This window comes from Sporosarcina sp. NPDC096371 (assembly GCF_044762865.1).
GTDB lineage: Bacteria > Bacillota > Bacilli > Bacillales_A > Planococcaceae > Sporosarcina.
The window spans coordinates 220,294-241,468 of record NZ_JBIWFE010000003.1 but is presented as its reverse complement, the minus strand read 5'-3'; the positions used below and the strand labels follow the sequence as shown (position 1 = coordinate 241,468).

Sequence of the window (21,175 nt, the reverse complement as noted above, 5' to 3'; positions counted from 1 at the left end):
CTTCAACTCTTTCCCCTCCAACTTTCACAATGATTGTGGCCTATTTCTTCAAGCTGAACTACCAAAAATATACCCCTTGTCCCCTTTCAAAAAAATTTAGTACTCTAATAGTGTCCGTTGTGAAACTCTAGTTGCCGCCAATTAACATAACACGTCATTATGGGATATTTTGTCGAAAAAAGTTTTTCACTCCAAAATAGTAGTTTATGGTTATCGAACACTAACCATTTATGACTAGAGTTCGATAACCTGGACAGCATTGAATTGTAGACTACTTTGTTACAATTTAATGTTTACGACAAAAAAGAGTACCGGGAAAATTCACCCGATACTCTTTTGCCTTTCGACACTTCAATTACCTTAGGGTTTATTTATCAACATTCCGAGATTTAGTTTATTCTCCGATGTTAATGAACAACTTCCCTTTCGCTTCTTGTCGAGCTTCGTTTTTGAATTCATCCACCACTTTCACTTCGATTACCGCACCTTTTGCGACACTACCTAATGGTACCGTCCAGTAACCAACGTAGTGACCTGGAGATGTTTCAACAATCGGAAGTTCAGTAGCATTTGCAATCTGATTGTCTACATCTGTTAGAGGCATGTGAATGACAAAGCTTGCCTTATGCCCTGGCTCACTATCAAATTCGATTTTCACAGTTTTACCAGTAACTAAATGAAGATCTTTGTTCGGTGTTAAGTTTTCGATAGTTGGTGCATTGTATTGAGCTGTTACTGATACTGTCTTTGAAACTTGGTTGTTCGCACTATCGGTTGCGACAACTGTAATTTCGTTCACACCATTATCAAGCAAAATGCGCTTCGAATACTTGCCGTTGACAATTGCTGCCTCTAAACCATTCACTTGTACTGATTTGAGGTTGACATCCGAAACCGTCCCTTCGACTGTTACCGTTTCACGATTCGTCTTATCTCCGTTTTTCGGATTGTCGATTGTCAGCTCAGGATTGACTGTGTCAAGTGTAATCGTAACTGAAGTAGATTCCCCTGTTACTTTACCACCCAACTTCGACACAGCGATCATCTCGTTCGCACCTTCGACAAGTTCCGTTGGGATAGCGAATTTTCCATCATCACCAACTAGAGTAGAACCTGCCTCTTTTCCGTTATTTATCAATTGGATTGTTGTCGTTGGAGTCGCTTCTCCTTCGATCATCTGATTTTTCTCATTCGTAATAAAGCCTTGTGCTGGAGATTTAATGACTGGTGCAAACACCTCATAGTCGACACGCGCACGGATCATGTAGTTTCCTTCTTCTGCAGGTGAAGCAGACCATGCACCCGAAACAGATTGATAACTTCTGCCAGCATTCGGCCCGTCTTCATCCGTCGCAAGTCCAGGTGCACTTGTACCCGCCTTTGTCTGCACATAGACCATGTAGAAGTCACCTTTGACTACAATATTGTGGTCTGTCAAGTCAACGACCGTCCATCCGCCGTCACGTTTTGCTTGTGCGTCAATTGGACCAGCGAGTTTCTTACCTGGTGTACCATCCGCACCTGTTGCATCCCATACTTCTACTGCAAAAGCAGTTCCACCAGGTACTGGCCATTCCGTATCCCAGAAGCGGAAGACGCCATCTGTTACGATTCCAGATTCTTTCCCAGCAGGAAGAGTCATTTTCACTGCCCAAGCATTTCCAGCTGCGTTAAACGCACGTGCATTTTCCGCTGTTCCATCGTCATAGCCTATTTCACCACCTGGGTACGTATAATACGGCTCAAGCTCAACATTTACTGCCGTATCATTCCCGACTGAAATGGTCGTTTTCTGACTATGGTAACCCCTTGCAATTACATTAAGCGTGTAGTCACCTTCATAGGCTGTGATGGAATAATTACCATTTACATCAGTGACTACAGGTGTGATGTTGGCATCTTCAAGGAGAAGTAAAGTCGCTCCTTCGATTCCTTCACCCGTAGACTTGTCGGTAATTGAACCGCTTACCGTTGCTTGCGGCATTTCTTCCAATGTAAAATTCGCTTTTGTCGATTTATCCGCCTCGATTGTCACGGATTGTTCTTTAGATTGGTATCCGTAAGCTTCCGCTTTCGCAGTAAATGTACCCACACCATGATTGAGTGAGTATTTCCCATCAGCAAGGTTTGAATGGACCGAACGTCCTGTTTCAAGTACACTCACTTGCGCTCCTAATGGTAAGGCCATCGGGTGGTAACCCCCCCCGTCTGGCGTTGTTTCTTTTTTAGGCATTGCAGGTCTTATTGTTGTTGGGTCAATCGCTTCTGCGAATAAATCTTTTTCCTTCTCTTTAATCACATCGCGATCTTTGATGCCTGGTTTTCCAAGACCAGTTTTAACCGTATTTCCTTTGTCACCTTGTTTAGCTTCTACTGATAATATACCCGTTTGTGATGTGTCAGCTAGAGATACATCATCGATATACCAGCCATCTCTTACAACGCTGCTATCCGAAAAACCATTGAATCCGATGTAGACGCGCTGACCGCTATATGCGGACAAATCGACTTCCGCATCAAGCCATGCATTTGATAGTCCTTGTACCTTGAGTAGTTGTGTCCATTCCTGCATATCCGTAGATATGAAGATATGACCGTAATCATAAGCTGTTCCTGATGATGATTGTTCGAAGTTATGCCATTGTTTGAACTGCAAATAGGAATTTCCTTCTGGCAAGTCCACAGGAGGCATAAGGAGTGTTGCGTTCATCTTACTGTTATACGGACCAGCAAGGTTTGTAGCATACACTTTTTCACCAGATGCAGCATTTCCAGGACCAGACGTCGGTACGCCCCACTCCCACGTATTATTTTCTCCGAATGAAGTCCAACCAGTAGGCGTAGTTTCGAAATTTTCGAAATAGCCGACTGTAATGCCCTGCTTCACTTCGATTGTGTAATTTTCACTTTCTACTTCGTTGTTTCCGAAGTCATTGATTGTCCATTTGTATTCAAACGAATCACCTGCAATTTCCTCACCTGAAATCGTCACTCCATACACTCCAGCCTGATAATCCCCAGACTGTCGAGTAGCATCCATTGCTTTCCATTCGCCGTTTGTACCTTTGTAATTCAACACGACGGATGCAACGCTAATGTTGTCACTAACCTGGATAGTCAAATCGAGATCCATTCCCTCATATGTTGTGCCTGGCGCAGTATGAGTGAATGTTGGGGCTTCATGATCATCCCCTTGTCTTGTCACTTGGCCTTCAAGCTTTCCAAGCCCAGTAAAGATGGAAGATACAGCCGCATAAGCATCGACGAGTCCATATCCATACCCATGATTCGGAGTCTGCGGATATTCGCTATCCGTCCTTGGTGTTGCTGTTTCTAAAAGAATTTGTTCTATTTCATCGACTGTCAAGTTCGCGTTCACCTGGAGGAGTAATGCCGCTACCGCTGAAACTGCCGGACCTGCCATCGATGTTCCATTCCAACCACCTTCATATCCACTCCCTGGAACGGATGAACGGATGTTCACGCCTGGCGCAGAGATATCCGGTTTAATTTCCGCATACGGTGATGGGCCACGTAGAGAAGAACTCCATACTTTATTGTTAATGTCAGTTGCACCGGTTGCAAATGATTCCGGATAATTACCCGGTGATGCTACCGATCCCGGTCCGCCTGGGTTTGTCGCCGTCGTGTTTCCTGCAGAGAATTCGGGAAAGATTTGTGCTGCGCGCCAGTTTTTAACGACGTCGCGATACCACTCATCAAGACCTGCTCCTCCGCCCCACGAGTTATTCACGATATCTGGAGCCAAATCGACACGCGCATTTCCATCCGCATCTGTTGGTGCTAAAATCCATTGTGCAGCAGCCAACAAATCTCGATCTGTTCCTCCAGCTGCTGTAAATGCTTTAACAGCAATCCATTTCGCTCCCGGTGCGACACCAATTTGGTTAGAGCCATTTGGCTCGCTACCAACCATCGTGCCGGTAACATGTGTACCATGCCCATTGTCATCATAGGCTGCTGCTTGCCCTCTAGTCGCGTCAAACCAGTTAAAGTTATGATTCACTTCACCTGTCGCCGCATTGTAACCGCGATATTTTTCTTTCAAAGCTGGATGATTCCATTGGACACCTGTGTCGATGCTTGCAACGACAATTCCAGAACCGTCAATACCCATGTCCCAAACTTGGGGGGCATTGACCCTCTCAATATTCCATTCAACATTGGCTACTTGGGAAACTGGTGTGACTGCATTTGCTGTTTTCGTCGTATAGAGTTCCCGCGTTTCATTTGGTAGAACTTTTTCAACTTCAGCAAATGTCGCTACTTTTTCCGCCACTTCTTTTGTAGCTGTAACAGCCATTCCATTGACGATGTAATAAGAGGTTATATCATTTGCATTGCCCGCTTTAACTTGCAGGTCAAGATATTGTTTTACGTTTTGCTGTGAAACAAGAGATGTCGCTTTCAATTCAGATACAACAGCTGAACGTTGCATAAGCAATGACTTTTTCGCCGACAGATTTTCTTTACCGGCATCTTGTCTTGCCTGCTCTGCTATTTTTTCTGTGTCCGCATTCTCTTTAAATTTTATGAGAAAAGTAACTTTATCCTCTTTTTTGAATGTTTCTAGTAAGCTACTGCTCACTTTGTTCGCCGAAAGTACGTTGGAGTCATACAAAGATTCGTGTAGTTTTGTATTCGGTTCCGCATGCGCGATTCCAGGTCCGATTACAGAAAGTACCAAGAGTAACGTTGCAACAATGCTGAAGATTTTTTTAAGATTATTCCTCGTCTTCTTCAACTTCATTCCTCCCTCCAATTTTTACAGCGACTAGATCCTACTTCTTCAGGCCCATAAAAAAAAACACCCCTTGCCCCCTTCCTAAAACCTAGTGTAGGTACTCAATGGTGTCTATTGTGAAATTCTAGTTGTCACATATTAACATATCATAACTTAATTGTATATTTTGTCGAATAAATACCAGCGTTAACAAGTTAGTAATTTATGACTATTAAACTACTTTTTGTTCCAGACATAAAGTAATACACCCAACAGCTACTTATAACGAGGTAAGTATAATTTAACTTGTCTATCATTGATTTTTCACGACAGCTTGAATTAAAGATGACTTAGATAGTTTATGAATCATAAGGGAGAAATAAGTAAATAGTACTAGCGAATAATGCTGAATAATATTTCCCAATACTATTCTCGGAAAAAGATGACTTTTCATCTATCATAAACGCTCCCATTACTCCGGATATCTAGTTAAATGGGTACTTAGTCGAGGCTTTCGAATAACTTTATAAGAAAGCACGATAGCAAGCTACACCGCTTCAAATGGTAGATCATGATGTCAGTAAACTTTGAGATTTTCTTGAAAGATTTCTAAGTGCGTCACCTAAGCCGAGTTAGCAGCTGAAGAATATATCTCCTTCCCCCATTTACTGACTTTGTTTATCGCGACAAAAAGACGCATCCACCATGTTACCTGGATGCGTCTTGCGTATTTAATGTGATTACTTCGCTTTCTCTTTCTTAATCTGCTTACTGCGTAACTGACCACATGCTGCGTCAATGTCTGTTCCATGTTCAAGACGGACACCGCCATTGATGCCTTTTTTACGTAGTGTTGCGTAAAACGCATTAATCGCCTCTGGTGTACTGCGGCGATACTGGTCATGTTCATCAACTGGGTTGTAAGGAATCAAGTTGACGTAGGATAAGTGGCGCTTATTTTCAAGGAGTTTTCCTAATTGCTGCGCTTCTACCACATGATCATTGACGTCTTGCAACATAATGTATTCAAACGTGATTCTACGGTTTGTCGTTTCCAAATAATAATCAATGGAATCCATCAACGTTTCAATTGGGAACGCTTTGTTAATTTTCATAATGCGTGTACGTAGATCATTGTTTGGTGCATGCAAAGAAACCGCCAAGTTTACTTGGATATTTTCATTCGCAAATTCTCTAATTTTTTGTGGATTTCCACTTGTTGATACCGTGATATGGCGTGCACCAATAGCTAGTCCTTTTTGGTCATTGACGACACGAAGGAAGTCCATCAAGTTGGTGTAATTATCGAACGGTTCGCCAATTCCCATGACAACAATATGACTTACACGATCCTCTTGCTCTTTTGCATCAAGATGGAACTGCACTTTCATAATTTGTTCCACGATTTCGCCTGCGTTTAAATCGCGGCTTTTTTTCAAAAGTCCACTTGCACAGAAGCTACAGCCGATATTACAGCCGACTTGCGTTGTGACACAAACAGAGTGACCATATGGGAATTTCATCAATACCGTCTCGATTAGATTGCCATCTTGCATTTTAAATAGGAACTTAATCGTTCCATCTGCCGATTCTTGTTTCACGGATAGCTCTAATGTTTGAATCGCAAAGTTGTCTTCCAACAATTGAATACAGTCTTTGTTTACGTTTGTCATTTCCGCAAAACTTGTGACACGCTTTTTGTACAACCAATCCCAAACTTGGGATGCACGGAACTTTTTATGGCCTCGTTCTAATAACCATTCTGTCAGTTGCTCCATTGTTAATCCATATATAGAATTTTTCATTATTACCCTCATTTCAAAAAATGCAATTCACATATTATACTACAAGAAATAAGGAAACGGAACAACTAATTTAATTTATCCGCGTTAATCATGTTCTTTTTTGATCATAAAAAAACTGACGAATCATAAAGATTCCATCAGCTTTTTTACATAATTCAGCTCTTAAGAAACATGTTTATCTAGATTCCGCAAGACGTTAAAGCCGAAACAGAAGATGCCTATTAACGTCACCACTCCTCCAATTGTAGCAACTGGGAAGTACACATCACTTACTCCTAAAATGGCAAGAGCAATTGCAATCATCATGACAGGTAAACCAATATTATGAAGCCAAAAATGTGCTTTTGCTAAAATGGTTTTCTCTAAATTTGGATGATGATGATAAATAAGACCGACCAAAGCCAACGACATCCAACCAAGCAAAGTGATATGAACATGAACGGTAGTCATGTTAAAGACGTGCATAACGGACATATACAATCCAAAAGAAATTCCAATCATGAAATAGACGACAGAAATCTTAAGCAATTTTTTCGCCATTATTCCCCACATCCCCCTATTGTTTCATATACGCCTAGAAGACTAGCGCTCATACATCCTATGATTTCGGCGATCTAATTATTGTTCATCCCTACTATTTTTCTTTCCCCAATAAAAAACTAGGGCACCCAAAATCTCATGGGTCCCTAGTTTCTTAAAGTGCATTATGCATTTTTTGCTCTTGCTTTGTCTTGCTTGATTTTCATCACCAGCGTAACGATGTTCAACAGGCATAACACGGCGAAAAAGATGCCCATGCCTACTTGCCCTTTGGCAAAACGCGTGAATGTGAAATAAGCCATGAATATGATTAGTGCGAAATCTATGTATTTAGAACCCAACATGCCACTAAAACCTCCTCGTCTACCACTATCTATTGTCCAAGTATATCAGCTTCTAGTCGACACACAATATACTACTTGATGGCGGGGTACAGCCTTACCTATTCAAAAATCTTTACAATGTATAAATTATGCATAATCTCCCCTCTGCGTAGCCGCTATCTTCTGTTACCGATCGACTATTTTTTCATGAAAACAGTCCTTCAATACAGTTTCAATAAAATACTTTTCAAAACTTCAAATAGACTCTTGCTTTTCCATTATTCAATAATGTATAGTTTATTCAAATATAAATATTATCTAAAAATTCAATACTGTCAGGAAGGAGAACTTATGGCACAATTCCATTTAACCCCGAACTCTGTGCAAGAAATACTAGAAACCTATGATGAAGATGTCATTGTCACCAATCGTGAAGGAATTATTATTAAAGCGACTCGAATTAGCGGTCAGCATTACGGGATCGAGGCAGAAGAGCTGATTGGGAAATCTGTTTATGATTTGCAATCGGCAGAGATTTTTTCTCCAGCCATCACACCATTAGTACTTCAACAAAAAAAGAAAGTCGTCACGATACAAACGACACCCTCAGGTGCAAAAGTGCTCATTACAGGTATGCCTTTTTTCAACGAAAACGGAGAAGTAGAGTTTGTCATCAGCTATTCTTATGACGTTTCAGAATTACTCGTCATCCAGGAATATATGAAAGAGCTAGAATTTGAAATGTCAAAAGTGCAAGAGGAGTTACATCTTCTTAGGAAAAAGTCGCTTTCCACGAGTGGCTTGACGATTGAGAGCAAAGATACAGAGGAAGCCTATACAGTCGCATATAAAGCTGCTCCCCTCGACGTTTCAGTCATTCTTTACGGCGAGCAAGGCACTGGCAAGACGACAATGGCGAAAGAAATCCATAAAGAAAGCTCTCGCTCCAACGGCCCTTTCATCGAACTGGACTGTGCAACAATTCCAGAATCGTTGTTCGACAAAGAACTGTTCGGTGAGCAAATTGGCGTTGGCAAATCTTCTTCTATTTCACCAGGGCTTCTGTCGATTGCACAAGGTGGCACCTTATATTTGAAGAAAATCGATCGATTGCCTCTCCACTTACAAGCCAAATTATTAAAAACGTTGAAAGAGGACAGCTTTAAACCGCTTGGTAGCGCGAAGCTTCATACACAGGACATACGACTCATTTCCTCTACTGAAACGGAACTATCTCAAGCAACATTCGATAATCAATTTCTTAAAGAGCTTTACTATTTCCTAAATATCATTCCGATTCACCTACAACCACTAAAAAATAGAAAAGAAGATGTAAGCGCATTCATTGCATACTTCTTGCATTATTATTCAAAAAAGTATAACTCGAAAAAGTTATTGTCGGACAGTGTTTTCAATCTACTATTAAAGCTTGAGTGGAAAGGTAATATCCACGAGCTACGTAACGTAGTAGAGCGCATTGTCGTTCAAAGTACAGATGAAATCATTGGCATCAACGACTTACCACCCGAATACCGGATCCAATTTGAAGAGGGATTGACCGACATTGATCTGGACGGACAAACGCTTACGAATATTTTAGAAAACGTAGAAATGAAAGTGTTGAATAATGCACGCCAACGCTATAAGACAACGACTGAAATGGCAAAAATACTCGGCATTAGCCAGCCTTCCGTTGTAAGAAAACTAAAAAAGTATACACTTCCTGAGTAAGAATACTTGTTATTTCATAAATAAATAAAAATTAGTGTTGATTTATAAATATACATTCGTATATACTAATCCACATAACTATATTCAGATATAAATAATTATTCACTATTGGAGGAATCATTATGCAAAATCAAATAGAACAACAAGACTGGCTTCATATGGTCGATTCGATTGGTAATTTCCTTGCTCCTAGCATGGCCAAGGATCATCCAAATCTTCCCGTCGTTAAAGCGGAAGGCTGTTACTACTACGGTGTGGACGGAAAAAGGTATTTAGACTTCACGTCAGGTATCGCCGTCGAAAATGTCGGCCATCGTCATCCCAAAGTTGTACAGGCAATCAAAGACAGTGCAGATCATCTCATCCATGGACCATCTGGAGTCATTATCTATGAATCTATTTTAAAATTAGCAGCAGAGCTACAAAAGATTCTTCCACCGAAACTCGATAATTTCTTTTTCGCGAATAGCGGAACTGAAGCGATTGAAGGTGCGTTGAAACTCGCTAAATATGTGACGAAAAGACCATATGTCGTTTCTTTCACAGGTTGTTTCCACGGCAGATCAATTGGCGCGCTTAGTGTCACAACATCTAAAAGTAAATACCGCAAATATCTTCAACCTTCTTGGCTGACGTACCAACTGCCTTATGCCCTTCCCGAATATCTACCTGAAGGAGCAGATCCGGACGTATACTTCGCCGAAAAGCTTGAACGTGATGCACAGAAATTATTTAATCACCAAGTGGATCCTGAAGAGGTGGCTTGCATGATCATCGAACCTATTCTTGGCGAAGGCGGCTACTTTATCCCCCCTGCGTCATGGTTGAAGAAAATACGTGAAATCTGTGATCGCCATGGTATCCTTCTTATTTTTGATGAAGTTCAAACCGGTTTTGGTCGTACAGGGAGTTGGTTCGCTGCACAAACATTTGATGTTAAGCCTGACATCATGGCCATTGCAAAAGGAATTGCCGCAGGACTGCCACTTAGCGCAACTGTCGCTTCTAAAGAATTAATGGACCAATGGCCACTTGGTTCACATGGGACAACATTCGGCGGTAATCCTATGGCCTGCTCAGCAGCACTCGCTTCGTTAGAAGTTATTCATGAAGAGAAATTGCTGGACAACACAAAAGAGATGGGTGCTTATGCAATTGCCCGATTATTGGAGATGAAAGAGGAATTCCCTATCATTCGGGATGTTCGGGGTGTTGGACTCATGATTGGCATCGAACTTGGGGATCCAAAAACTGGCGAGCCTTCTGGTAAAACCGTTATGGATGTACTCGATGAATGTCTTGAAAACGGAGTACTCTTCTATTTATGCGGCAATTCAGGAGAAGTTATTCGAATGATTCCGCCACTCACCATCAACAAAGAGCAAATCGACACAGGTCTTGATGTATTAAGAGCGGCACTTCAAAAGTATTCAAACTAAAATAATTGTGCTAACGCTCATAAATTACACTTAAAATGGGGGAAATGACATGTCGGTTGTATACAAAAGGGATGCCGTTAAATCAAAAAGTGCCGTATGGAAATTCCTAATTCCATCATTCATAGGCATACTTCTATTTCTCGTTCCGATTAAAGTGAACGATGAGGTGACAATTGGGGTCGGGGTCCTCGCCTCGTCACTGCTAAAAACATTTGGGGACTGGATTCCCCAGTTTATCATTATTATGTTGGGCTTCACTGTCCTTATGACACTAATAACCGTCACACTTAAACCCGGATTCATCATCAACAATACTTTCTTAAAAAGTGTATTCCATGTTGGTATTTTCGGGATTACCATGCGCATTATCGGTTTTTCAGTCGGGATTATGGCGTACTTTCAAATCGGTCCTGAATTCATCTCTTCCCGCAATACGGGTGGGGTTGTGCTCTTTGATTTAGCGCCTGTTCTACTTACTTGGTTCCTTTTTGCCGGAATCTTACTTCCACTCTTAGTCGAATTCGGCTTGATGGAATTTGTCGGGTCTTTAGTAAAAAAAGTGATGCGTCCAGTATTCACTTTACCGGGTCGTTCATCCATTGATACGATGGCTTCATGGATGGGTGCGGGAACTGTTGGGGTCCTTGTGACGATGAAACAATATGACGAAGGCTACTACACTAAACGCGAAGCAGCCGTCATTGCGACGACATTTTCCATCGCATCCGTAGCCTTCTCACTGGTGATTGCCAATGTCGTCGGACTCGGTCACTTATTCATACCGTTCTATATCACTGTTACAGTTGCAAGTATCGTTGCGGCCATCATCATGCCGCGAATTCCACCTTTATCACGTAAGGCGGATACGTATTACGAACCCGTTGGTCAACAAATTGATGAAGCTCAGCCTGAAGGTATTTCAAACCTTCAGTGGGGATGGAAACAAGCACTCGACAAAGCAAACACAGCGAAAAGCCCGAAAAGACTTATTCAAGATGGCGTGGAAACAGTTCTCGATATCTGGCTTGGACTTATTCCACTCGTCATGAGTCTTGGGGCAATCGCACTGATTGTCGCGGAATTTACACCTGTTTTCAATATCATCTCTTACCCGCTAGTTCCGTTATTAGAATGGATGCAGCTACCTGAAGCAGCAAAAGCCGCTCCAACAATGCTTGTCGGATTCGCAGATATGTTTTTACCCGCGGTTATCGGTAGTGGAATTGAAGCTGAAATTACACGATTCGTCGTGGCTGCTTTGTCCTTGACGCAACTTGTGTATATGTCGGAAATCGGCATTCTCATTTTACGATCAAATATTCCTGTTAGCTTCCTAGACTTGTTCGTGATCTTTATCCAACGAACGATTATTACACTACCTATCATTGTATTAATTGCACACTTTATCGTCTTTTAAGTAGTGAGATCAAATTCGGCTTAAAAGGGGTAGCTTCGGCTATCCCTTTTAAGCCATTTACAACTTGTCAAAATAGCGGATCTAACAACAATAATAATTCAGAATGGTGGACATACGATGAAAAAAACGGAAGATTGGATTCCGAGTTTTGAAAGCCACTTGGAATCGCAAGCCTATGAGAAACTTAGGAAAGAAGCCTTCGATTACATCGCAAGAGGAGCGGGTGTGGAAGCGACGATGCAAGAAAATCGCCATGCCTTCGACAAGTGGAAAATTCGTCCGCGCGTTTTGCGAGATGTATCAAAACAAGACCTTACAGTTTCACTTTTCGGTAAGACCATGAAAACACCAATCCTTCTTGCCCCGATCGGCGTACAGCGAATCGCTCATCCCAATGGTGAACTCGCTTCCGCAAAAGCTGCGGGGAATTTAGAAGTTCCCTACATTGTCAGTAGTGCAGCATCCTATTCAATGGAAGAGATTGCGCAAGTGCTGGAAAACAACACGCGATGGTTTCAACTATACTGTTCTCTCGAGGATTCTGTCACAGAAAGCCTTGTCAAACGTGCAGAAGCGAATGGCTACAGCGCAATTGTCATCACAGTCGACACGCCAGTACTAGGTATTCGTGAGGCTGATCGTCGAAACAGCTATTCACCTCTTTCCGAAGGCAATGGCTGTGGCAACTATCTGTCGGATCCTGCATTTTGTAGCCTGCTGGAAAAGTCACCCACCGAAGACCCCGAAGCAGCCTACAAGAAACAAATTGACATCATTGATCGACCTGGGCTCCATTGGGATGAATTACAAAAAATACGTTCCTATACAACATTGCCAATCCTACTAAAAGGTATTTTACATCCCGATGATGCACAACTTGCACTTGAGCATAATATCGATGGGATTATCGTTTCCAATCATGGCGGACGGCAATTGGATCACTGCATTTCATCTTTGGATGCACTGCCAGACATTTGTCACGTTGTAAAGGGACGTATTCCAATCTTGTTCGACAGCGGAATCCGTAGCGGAGTCGATGTTTTCAAAGCACTCGCGCTTGGTGCTAACGCAGTTTTACTGGGTCGTCCTTATATTTATGGATTAGCGGTGGATGGAGAAACAGGTGTAAATCGTATCATTGAAGACATTCTCCATGAGCTAGATGTGACGATGGCGCTTGCAGGCGTACGCACTATCCATGAAATTCATTCGAATCTGCTTGTACAAGCATAATTAAAAAAACTGTAGGCCCTTCAAAAAACAAAGGGTCTACAGTTTTTATGTTGTAAGAATCTCTTTCAACGTTTCAAACAAACGTGCCATCCGCTTATCTGTCCCAATTGTAATGCGTACATAATTATCAATCCCTGGCTTGTTAAAATACCTCACGAGGATCCCCTCTTTTTTCAATTCATCATATAGCGATTCTGCAGAAATTCGTTCGTGACGGGCAAATACAAAGTTTGCTTGTGAGGGAAGGACAGTAAATCCAAGTTGCCCTAACTCCACGGTCACTTGCTCCCTCGTCGCAATGATTTTCGCCGTGGTCTCATTAAAATACGCTTCATCCTCGAATGCCGCTTGAGCACCAACCAGTGCAAGCCGATCCAAAGTATACGAGTTGAAAGAATCTTTAATGCGAACTAAAGCCTCTATTAAAGATGGGGAGCCCATCGCAAAACCTACACGTAAACCCGCCAACGACCGCGATTTCGATGTTGTCTGGACGACCAGTAGATTATCATATTGATGAATCATTTCAGCCGCAGACCTTGATGCAAAATCGATGTACGCTTCATCAATGATGACAACTCGATCTGGGTTATTTTTCACAATCTCTTCAATCAAATCCAGTTCAGCATAGAGGCTTGTTGGCGCGTTCGGATTGGGTAAAATGACGCCACCTTCAGACCGAAAGAACTTGTCGACTGGCAATGTAAAATCCGTATTCAACGCAACTTCCTCATAAGGAATATCAAACAGCTTGGCATACACCGGATAAAAACTATAGGTAACGTCTGGGAATCGAATCGGTTGACCTGGCTCAAAAAATGCCATAAAGGAAAATGCTAATACTTCATCCGAGCCATTCCCAACGAATACTTCTTCAGCAGCTAGCCCATATTGCCGCCCAATCGTTTTGCGTAAATCATCCGCAGTTGGCGATGGATACAATTGTAGATTGCGCTCCATCTCCACACGAATAGCCTCCACTACTTTCGGGCTCGGCGGATAAGGATTTTCATTGGTATTGAGTTTCACAATATCCTGTTGAATCACTTGCTCCCCCGGCACATACGGCTCCGTTCGTTTTACCATACTACTCCAAAATTTACTCATTGCGCAGCACTTCACGATTCGGGCGTCTTTTTCTCAATTCGTTTTTGACATCTGCCACCGTCACGCCAAGTTCTTCCATCAAGACAAGCGAGTGATAGGTCAAATCTGCTAACTCGCTCGTCACCTCTGCTTTATCACGATTTTTCGCACCAATGACAACTTCTGTTGTTTCTTCCCCGACTTTTTTCAGGATTTTATCTAACCCTTCGCGGAATAAGTACGATGTGTACGATCCTTCTATAGGATTCTGATGGCGCTCTTTGATTTCTTCAACTACTTCTTGCACTACTTCCCGATTAGAAATTTCTTGTTCAAAAGCCCTTTTTGAAAAGCAAGTCACTTCACCTGTATGACAAGCCGGACCTTGTGGTACGACTTGTACTAAAATAGCATCTTGGTCGCAATCGAATAGCAAACGTTGCACTTGTTGACGATTGCCTGACGTTGCCCCTTTATTCCACAATTCCTGCCTAGAGCGGCTAAAAAACCACGTTTCTTTTGTATCAATTGTTTTCTGCAATGCTTCTTCATTCATATAAGCAAGCATCAGGACCTTTCCTGTCTGATCATCTTGAACGATTGCAGGAATAAGCCCATTGTTATCAAATGTCAATTTACCGATTTCGATTGTCAAAGTTAGTCAGTCCCAACAGGTGTATTTTTCTCAGCTAGATATTGTTTTAATTCGCCAATCTGAATATCTTCAAAATGAAAGACAGATGCCGCGAGTGCTGCGTCGGCTTTCCCCTCCGTTAATACCGTGTGGAAGTGTTCAGGCGTGCCTGCCCCTCCACTTGCAATGACTGGGATATTGACTGCTTCTGCTATCGCGCGTGTCAATTCGAGATTATAACCATCTTTGACGCCATCTTCCCCGATACTGTTGACGACTAACTCACCGGCACCTAGCTGTTCCCCCCGAACTGCCCATTCGATGGCATCGATTCCCGTATCTTGTTGCCCCCCCTTGGCAAATACCGACCATTTTGAAGGTCCTACTTCGTTGACATCCATCGATAAGATGATCCGGTCAGAACCAAATTTCTTTGCCGCCTCTTCAATTAGAGATGGATTATTGAGCGCTGCGCTGTTAATGGATACCTTGTCGCCACCAGCCTCAAAAACCTTTTCAATATCCTCAATCGTCCCGATACCACCGCCAACTATAAATGGAATTGGTACTTCTTTCGCAATTTCGGCAATCAAATCGAGAAACATCGGACGGTTATTCGTTGACGCAGCAATATCGTAAAATACCAACTCATCCGCACCATCAGCCACATACTTTTTTGCTAATGTTAGTGGATCTGCCACTTCTTTCACCTCTAAAAACTTCTTCCCTTTTACCACTTTTCCGTTATCAAAATCTAGACATGGAATAATTCGATTAGTTGCCATCATTGTCGTCCCCCAAAAGTTTGATTAAGGATAGTTTCCCTTCGTATAACGCTTTGCCGATAATTGCCCCATACATATTCAATTCTCGTAACATTGAGATATCTTGTTCTGTAGAAACGCCGCCCGATGCAATAATGTCGATCGTCGACGCATTGTTCATCATTTCTAATTCAACTAGATTCGGCCCTTGCAACATGCCATCTTTCAAAATATCGGTATAGACAACCGTTTGAACACCAATTTCCACCAACTGTTGGAGCAGATCAACCGCTTTGACGTCACTCAATTCTGTCCAGCCATCTGTTGCAACGAAACCATTACGCGCATCGATGGACACTGCAATTTTGTCACCATATTTCTCCACTGCTGCTGTTAAAAATTGCTGATCTTGGATCGCTGCTGTTCCAATAATCACACGGCTAACTCCAGACGCAATATGGGCATCAACGATTTCCATCGAGCGGATTCCACCACCAACTTGGATGGGAATCGATACACTCTCGGCAATCGCTTGAATAGCATTTTTGTTCAATGAATCACCCGTTTTTGCGCCGTCCAAATCGACGATGTGAATGTACTGAGCGCCTTGCTGTTCCCACTCTTTCGCCATCGCAGTTGGTGAATCATTGTAGATAATTTCTTGGTCATAATCCCCTTGAATCAATCGAACACATTTCCCACCGCGAATATCAATCGCTGGAAATAAAATCATGATGACACCCCCTTTATATCGAGTCTATTTATCTTTCACTTAACCCGCTGCATTGGAGCAGCTGGACAAAGGAAAAACCTTACAGCATGCCTTTCGTCGATGGAACACCTTTCACTGCCGGATTAATCGTACTTGCCACTCGTAGTGCTCGGCCGAATCCTTTAAATATCGATTCGATGATATGATGTGTATTCTTTCCATATTGCAAATTGATGTGTAAATTAATTTTCGCGTTATTTGTGAAGGCTAGGAAAAATTCTTCAACGAGTTCCGTATCGAAATCACCAACTTTATCTTTCATCCCTTCAACATTGAAAACAAGAAATGAACGTCCACTAATATCCAGTGAAACCGTAGATAGCGCTTCGTCCATTGGCGTAGACACTGTCGCATAACGTTCAATGCCTTCTTTCGTGCCGATACTGTCATAAAACGCTTGTCCCAATACAATGCCAATATCTTCAACGGAATGGTGCTGATCTACTTCCGTATCGCCGTCACAATCGACCTTCAAATCAAAGCGTCCGTGCTTTGTGAACAATGTCAGCATGTGATCGAAAAAACCTACCCCTGTTTGAATAGCCGTTTTCCCGCTGCCATCAATGGCGAAATCCAATTCAATTCTTGTTTCTGCCGTTTGTCTTGCAATCGATTTACTACGCATTGAATCCCACCTTTCTAACTTGAATCGAATTTGCATGGGCTGTTAAACCTTCCGCATTCGCTATGGTGATGATGTCATCCGCCACGTCTTGCAATGCTTGCGCTGTATAATGGATAATACTCGACTTTTTCATGAAGTCATACACACCAAGTGGTGAAGAGAATGCTGATGTTCCACTCGTTGGCAACGTATGATTCGGCCCTGCCATATAATCACCCAGTGCTTCTGGTGAATAGTTCCCTAAAAAGATAGCTCCAGCATTATTAATATACGCCAGTTGTTCCATCGGATTTTCTACCATCAGCTGTAAATGTTCGGGCGCCAGTTCATTGACGAATTGAAACGCTTCATCTAACGAGTCTACAAGGACAATACGTCCATTATCCCTAATGGATGTTTGAATAATGTCTTTCCGATCTGCCCGCTCTATTTGCTCCGCTACTTGTTGTTGAAGTGCTTCAGCAAATGCTGGACTTGTCGTCACGCAAATCGCTGTTGCACGTTCGTCATGTTCTGCTTGGGACAACAAGTCGGCGGCCACAAATTCTGGCAACGCTGTATCATCCGCTACGACGCATATCTCACTCGGACCCGCGATCATATCAATCGCAACATCTCCGAACACCCATTTTTTTGCACGTGCCACATAGGCATTCCCGGGACCTGTTATCTTCACTACTTTTTCTACGGTTTCCGTCCCATAGGCCAACGCGGCAATCGCTTGTGCCCCGCCTACTTTATAGACAACGTCGACGCCTGCTTCCCGTGCTGCCACAAGGACATGAGGATTCACTTTGCCGTTTCGTTGCGGTGGTGTCACCATCGCGATTCGTCCAACGCCTGCAATTTTTGCCGGGATGGCATTCATCAAAACCGTTGAAGGATACGCCGCTTTCCCGCCTGGTACATAGATACCTACACTAGCAAGGGGTGTCACTTTCTGACCAAGGACAATCCCTTGTTGTTGATTGATGAACCATGACTTTTCTTTTTGCTCTTCGTGGAATACCGTAATGTTGTTCTTCGCTTTCCGCAATGCAGCGAGGAATTCTTCCGTAATCTGTGCTTGTGCTTCCTCAAACTCTTCATCCGTGACAATAAGGTTATCCAGCCGTATGCCGTCAAATTGTTCGGTATAGTTGACTAGCGCTTGATCACCTTTTTCACGAACTCTTCCGATAATTTCAAGCACATTTTTATCAAAGTCGAGGTCATTATGTTGCACTGCTTTTCCTTGTTCGTTGTCATCTGTATATTGTTCAACTGTCACAATCCGCATGAATTCTCACTCCAATGCCCCTTTTAAGTCTGAGATGAACTGCTGAATTTGGGTTGTTTTTGTTGCGTAACTTGCTTTATTGACGATCAATCGTGCACTGACATCGGCAATCGTCTCTAAGACGACCAAACCATTTTCCCTTAATGTCGCACCCGATTCCACAATGTCGACAATGACATCTGACATGCCGATAAGTGGCGCCAATTCCACCGATCCATTCAATTTGATTGTTTCAACGCGAATCCCTTTGCCTCCAAAATAGTCTTTTGCCACAGCAGGATATTTTGATGCAACCGTCAATGGTGTGCTACTTGAGAACTCCTTATCTGGAAATCCAGCTACCACCAGCTGACATTTACTAATCCCAAGATCCAATAGTTCATAGACATCAACAGGGTCTTCCATAATTGTATCTTTGCCGACAATCCCAATATCCGCTGCCCCTTTTTCTACGTAAATGGGTACATCGACAGCCTTTACAAAAATAAGTTTCACTTTGTTCGCATCATCGAAGATAACCAATTTTCTACTTCCATCATGGAACTCTGAAAATCGGACACCTGCATGCTCCAAAAACGTTAGCGCCTGGTCGGCCGTGCGCCCTTTCGCCATCGCGACGGTAAGATGTGTCATGAAGTCGCCCCCTTAACCCCTACTAGTAGATCCAATACTTCGTTCAAATCAAAGAAAGGAATCGTTTTCTCTTTATAATCCAATCTATTATTTTCATTTTCAAGTTGAATGGTGTAAACGCTTTGCTGTCGGTTCACCTGCTCTTTATGCCTCGGAAACGACAGCACGCTATAATTGCGTTCCCTTAATTCATTGGCAATAGCAATGGCCTGCTCTAACTGTGTGTCTTCGTAGATGATATTGACATCAATCGGGAAACGACCAGTGACTTCTCTATTTTCAGTCGCTTTAACCAATGATTCTATTTCACATGCAAAGCCAATTGCCGGTAGCGTTGCACCAAACTCATCACCTAGGCGATCATAACGCCCCCCCATCAATACGGGTTTGCCAAATTTCTCAACATAGCCCTGGAAAATAACATCCGAATAATAACCCATATGATTGATCAGCCCTAAATCGCTGACAATATACTGCCCTAAACCATACATGTTTAATATCCTATACACATCCATTACATAATCCAGTGTGTCTTGCATCTTCGTTGTCAAAGCGATGCCTCGTGCCCGTTCACATACTTCAACCGGGTTACCATATAACAATGGAATCCGTTCGATTGCATCACGCACTTCCGCATCGATGTCGAGGCGTTGAAGGAATGGACCAATTTCCACCACATTTTTTGCTTGGATAAGTGTCTTCAACTGTTTAATTTGTTGCGCCGTTAAAGGGAGGTCTTGGACTAGTTCATTGAAAAATGCCGCATGACCGATTTCGATTTTAATATCCATAAACCCTAAATCCTTCATCGTATGACAAGCAAGGGCAATGACTTCTGCATCCGCCTCAGGGGAACTTTGGCAAAAATATTCAACCCCAGCTTGTGTACTTTCAATATTGTCATTGCGATCGACTGGCTGACGAAATACTTCTTGAACGTAAAAGTATCGAAGTTCGTTTGCTAGTTCTGGATAATTCTCCGCCAATTCTTTTGTAATTGGAATCGTCATATCAGGACGTAATACTAATACTTGCCCCGTATAATCGATGACTTTAATCATTTCATTTTGATTAATCGAACTTTTTACATTAGAATATAAATCATATTGCTCAAAGGCAGGTGTTTTAATCCGTTTATAGCCGTACGTTGTAAAGCGCTTATTAACTGTCTTAATGATTCGTTCCACTTTTTCATTGTCGTAAAACATTTGTTCAGGATACATTTCATTTTTGACCAATTCCAACAACCTCACTTTACCACTTTACTAGACTAAAGTTATTTAGTACTATAATGCTATACAGACGAAATGTCAACAAGAGGAGATGAATTTTTTTATGTTTGATTATCATGTTCACAGTGCTTTCTCTGCAGACTGCCCCATTCCGATGGAAGAAATGATCGAAGGTGCCATAAAAAAAGGATTAACGGAAATTTGTTTCACAGAACATATCGATTACGACTATCCGTATGATGAAATCACTTTTGATTTTGACAAAATGGACTATGCCAACAAAATAAAAGAGATGCAAAAGCAATACGAAGGGCGTATCCGCATTAAAAAAGGCGTTGAAATCGGTATACAACCACATTTAGTCAATACATATAAGGAGCTAATGGACAAGGAAATATTCGATTTCATCATCTGCTCCATGCACACCGTGGAGAAAAAAGGATTGCACTATGGCGAATTTTTCGAGAATAAAACATTAGAAGAGTCATATGGCATTTATTATGGTGAGCTATTATACTGTGTGCAAAACTACAAACAATTTAACATCCTTGGCCATATTGATCTTGTAAAAAGGTATACAAAACAACATTGCGACAACCCGTTTCACGATGAACTACGAGAGATATTCAAGACGATCATTCCTGAAGGGAAAGGAATTGAGTTGAATACATCAGGCGTTCGCTATGGGATAACGAGTGGCTTGCCAAGTGACGATATTTTGAAGCTCTATAAGCAAAGTGGCGGAGAAATCATTACACTTGGTTCCGACGCACATAAACCAGAGGATATTGCCTTCCAATTCCGTGAGTCACTGCAATTGTTACAATCTATTGGATTCAACTATATTACGACGTTTGACGAGCAACAACCTACATTCCATTCAATCGAACGTTTGCTATAAGTTAAAACGGTCTCACC

Annotated in this window: 17 protein-coding genes; 5 read left to right on the top strand and 12 right to left on the bottom strand. The window is 42.2% G+C overall.

All coding sequences use genetic code 11. The annotated features are described in order from the left end of the window. Positions 1-394: 394 nt before the first annotated feature. The 4 genes from ACIQ0H_RS09860 to ACIQ0H_RS09845 form a co-directional block, all read right to left on the bottom strand. A complete protein-coding gene (locus ACIQ0H_RS09860; protein ID WP_403413835.1) occupies positions 395-4,771 on the bottom strand; it encodes a S8 family serine peptidase in 4,377 nt (1,458 codons plus the stop codon). A gap of 713 nt (positions 4,772-5,484) precedes the next feature. Further along, positions 5,485-6,549 carry a dual-specificity RNA methyltransferase RlmN gene (gene rlmN / locus ACIQ0H_RS09855; protein ID WP_403413833.1) on the bottom strand — a complete coding sequence of 355 codons (1,065 nt, stop codon included), beginning with the start codon at positions 6,547-6,549 and terminating at the stop codon, positions 5,485-5,487. Between the two features lie 162 nt (positions 6,550-6,711). Further along, positions 6,712-7,089 (bottom strand): cytochrome-c oxidase, encoded by a 378-nt coding sequence (locus ACIQ0H_RS09850; protein ID WP_403413831.1) that lies wholly within the window; start codon positions 7,087-7,089, stop codon positions 6,712-6,714. A gap of 164 nt (positions 7,090-7,253) precedes the next feature. Continuing rightward, positions 7,254-7,433: a hypothetical protein gene (locus ACIQ0H_RS09845; protein ID WP_403413829.1), complete on the bottom strand. Its 180-nt coding sequence runs from the start codon at positions 7,431-7,433 to the stop codon at positions 7,254-7,256. A gap of 330 nt (positions 7,434-7,763) precedes the next feature. Here ACIQ0H_RS09845 and ACIQ0H_RS09840 point away from each other — a divergent pair, with 330 nt between their 5' ends. From ACIQ0H_RS09840 to ACIQ0H_RS09825, 4 genes are all read left to right on the top strand, one after another. After that, positions 7,764-9,143 carry a sigma 54-interacting transcriptional regulator gene (locus tag ACIQ0H_RS09840; protein ID WP_403413827.1) on the top strand — a complete coding sequence of 460 codons (1,380 nt, stop codon included), beginning with the start codon at positions 7,764-7,766 and terminating at the stop codon, positions 9,141-9,143. 122 nt (positions 9,144-9,265) lie between these two features. After that, positions 9,266-10,582, top strand: a complete 1,317-nt coding sequence (locus ACIQ0H_RS09835) for an aspartate aminotransferase family protein (protein WP_403413825.1) — start codon at positions 9,266-9,268, stop codon at positions 10,580-10,582. A 49-nt stretch (positions 10,583-10,631) separates the two neighbouring features. Then, the gene (locus tag ACIQ0H_RS09830; RefSeq protein ID WP_403413823.1) at positions 10,632-11,999 is read left to right on the top strand and encodes a YjiH family protein; all 1,368 of its coding nucleotides are present in this window, start codon (positions 10,632-10,634) and stop codon (positions 11,997-11,999) included. A 117-nt stretch (positions 12,000-12,116) separates the two neighbouring features. Further along, positions 12,117-13,232, top strand: a complete 1,116-nt coding sequence (locus tag ACIQ0H_RS09825) for an alpha-hydroxy-acid oxidizing protein (protein WP_403413821.1) — start codon at positions 12,117-12,119, stop codon at positions 13,230-13,232. Between the two features lie 45 nt (positions 13,233-13,277). Here the strand turns inward: ACIQ0H_RS09825 and hisC are convergent, their stop codons facing one another. The 8 genes from hisC to hisZ all read right to left on the bottom strand — a co-directional run bounded on the left by hisC (position 13,278) and on the right by hisZ (position 20,263). Beyond that, positions 13,278-14,339, bottom strand: a complete 1,062-nt coding sequence (gene hisC / locus ACIQ0H_RS09820) for a histidinol-phosphate transaminase (protein WP_403413819.1) — start codon at positions 14,337-14,339, stop codon at positions 13,278-13,280. Further along, positions 14,332-14,973, bottom strand: a complete 642-nt coding sequence (hisIE, locus tag ACIQ0H_RS09815; protein WP_403413817.1) for a bifunctional phosphoribosyl-AMP cyclohydrolase/phosphoribosyl-ATP diphosphatase HisIE — start codon at positions 14,971-14,973, stop codon at positions 14,332-14,334. The genes hisC and hisIE overlap by 8 nt, the downstream gene beginning before the upstream one ends. A 2-nt stretch (positions 14,974-14,975) precedes the next feature. Then, the gene (gene hisF / locus ACIQ0H_RS09810) at positions 14,976-15,737 is read right to left on the bottom strand and encodes an imidazole glycerol phosphate synthase subunit HisF (protein ID WP_403413815.1); all 762 of its coding nucleotides are present in this window, start codon (positions 15,735-15,737) and stop codon (positions 14,976-14,978) included. After that, a complete protein-coding gene (hisA, locus tag ACIQ0H_RS09805; RefSeq protein ID WP_403413813.1) occupies positions 15,727-16,449 on the bottom strand; it encodes a 1-(5-phosphoribosyl)-5-[(5-phosphoribosylamino)methylideneamino]imidazole-4-carboxamide isomerase in 723 nt (240 codons plus the stop codon). Before hisA ends, hisF begins: the two co-directional genes overlap by 11 nt. A 79-nt stretch (positions 16,450-16,528) precedes the next feature. Beyond that, a complete protein-coding gene (hisB, locus tag ACIQ0H_RS09800; protein ID WP_403413811.1) occupies positions 16,529-17,113 on the bottom strand; it encodes an imidazoleglycerol-phosphate dehydratase HisB in 585 nt (194 codons plus the stop codon). Then, on the bottom strand, positions 17,106-18,392 hold the full coding sequence (gene hisD, locus ACIQ0H_RS09795) for a histidinol dehydrogenase (protein ID WP_403413809.1): 1,287 nt from the start codon (positions 18,390-18,392) through the stop codon (positions 17,106-17,108). Before hisD ends, hisB begins: the two co-directional genes overlap by 8 nt. A gap of 6 nt (positions 18,393-18,398) precedes the next feature. Next, complete coding sequence (gene hisG / locus ACIQ0H_RS09790) at positions 18,399-19,025, bottom strand: ATP phosphoribosyltransferase (RefSeq protein ID WP_403413807.1); 627 nt, start codon at positions 19,023-19,025, stop codon at positions 18,399-18,401. Continuing rightward, the gene (gene hisZ / locus ACIQ0H_RS09785) at positions 19,022-20,263 is read right to left on the bottom strand and encodes an ATP phosphoribosyltransferase regulatory subunit (RefSeq protein ID WP_403413805.1); all 1,242 of its coding nucleotides are present in this window, start codon (positions 20,261-20,263) and stop codon (positions 19,022-19,024) included. The genes hisG and hisZ overlap by 4 nt, the downstream gene beginning before the upstream one ends. A gap of 97 nt (positions 20,264-20,360) precedes the next feature. On the opposite strand from hisZ, the gene ACIQ0H_RS09780 reads away from it, so the two are divergent. Further along, the gene (locus tag ACIQ0H_RS09780) at positions 20,361-21,158 is read left to right on the top strand and encodes a histidinol-phosphatase HisJ family protein (protein WP_403413803.1); all 798 of its coding nucleotides are present in this window, start codon (positions 20,361-20,363) and stop codon (positions 21,156-21,158) included. The last annotated feature ends 17 nt before the right edge of the window (positions 21,159-21,175 follow it).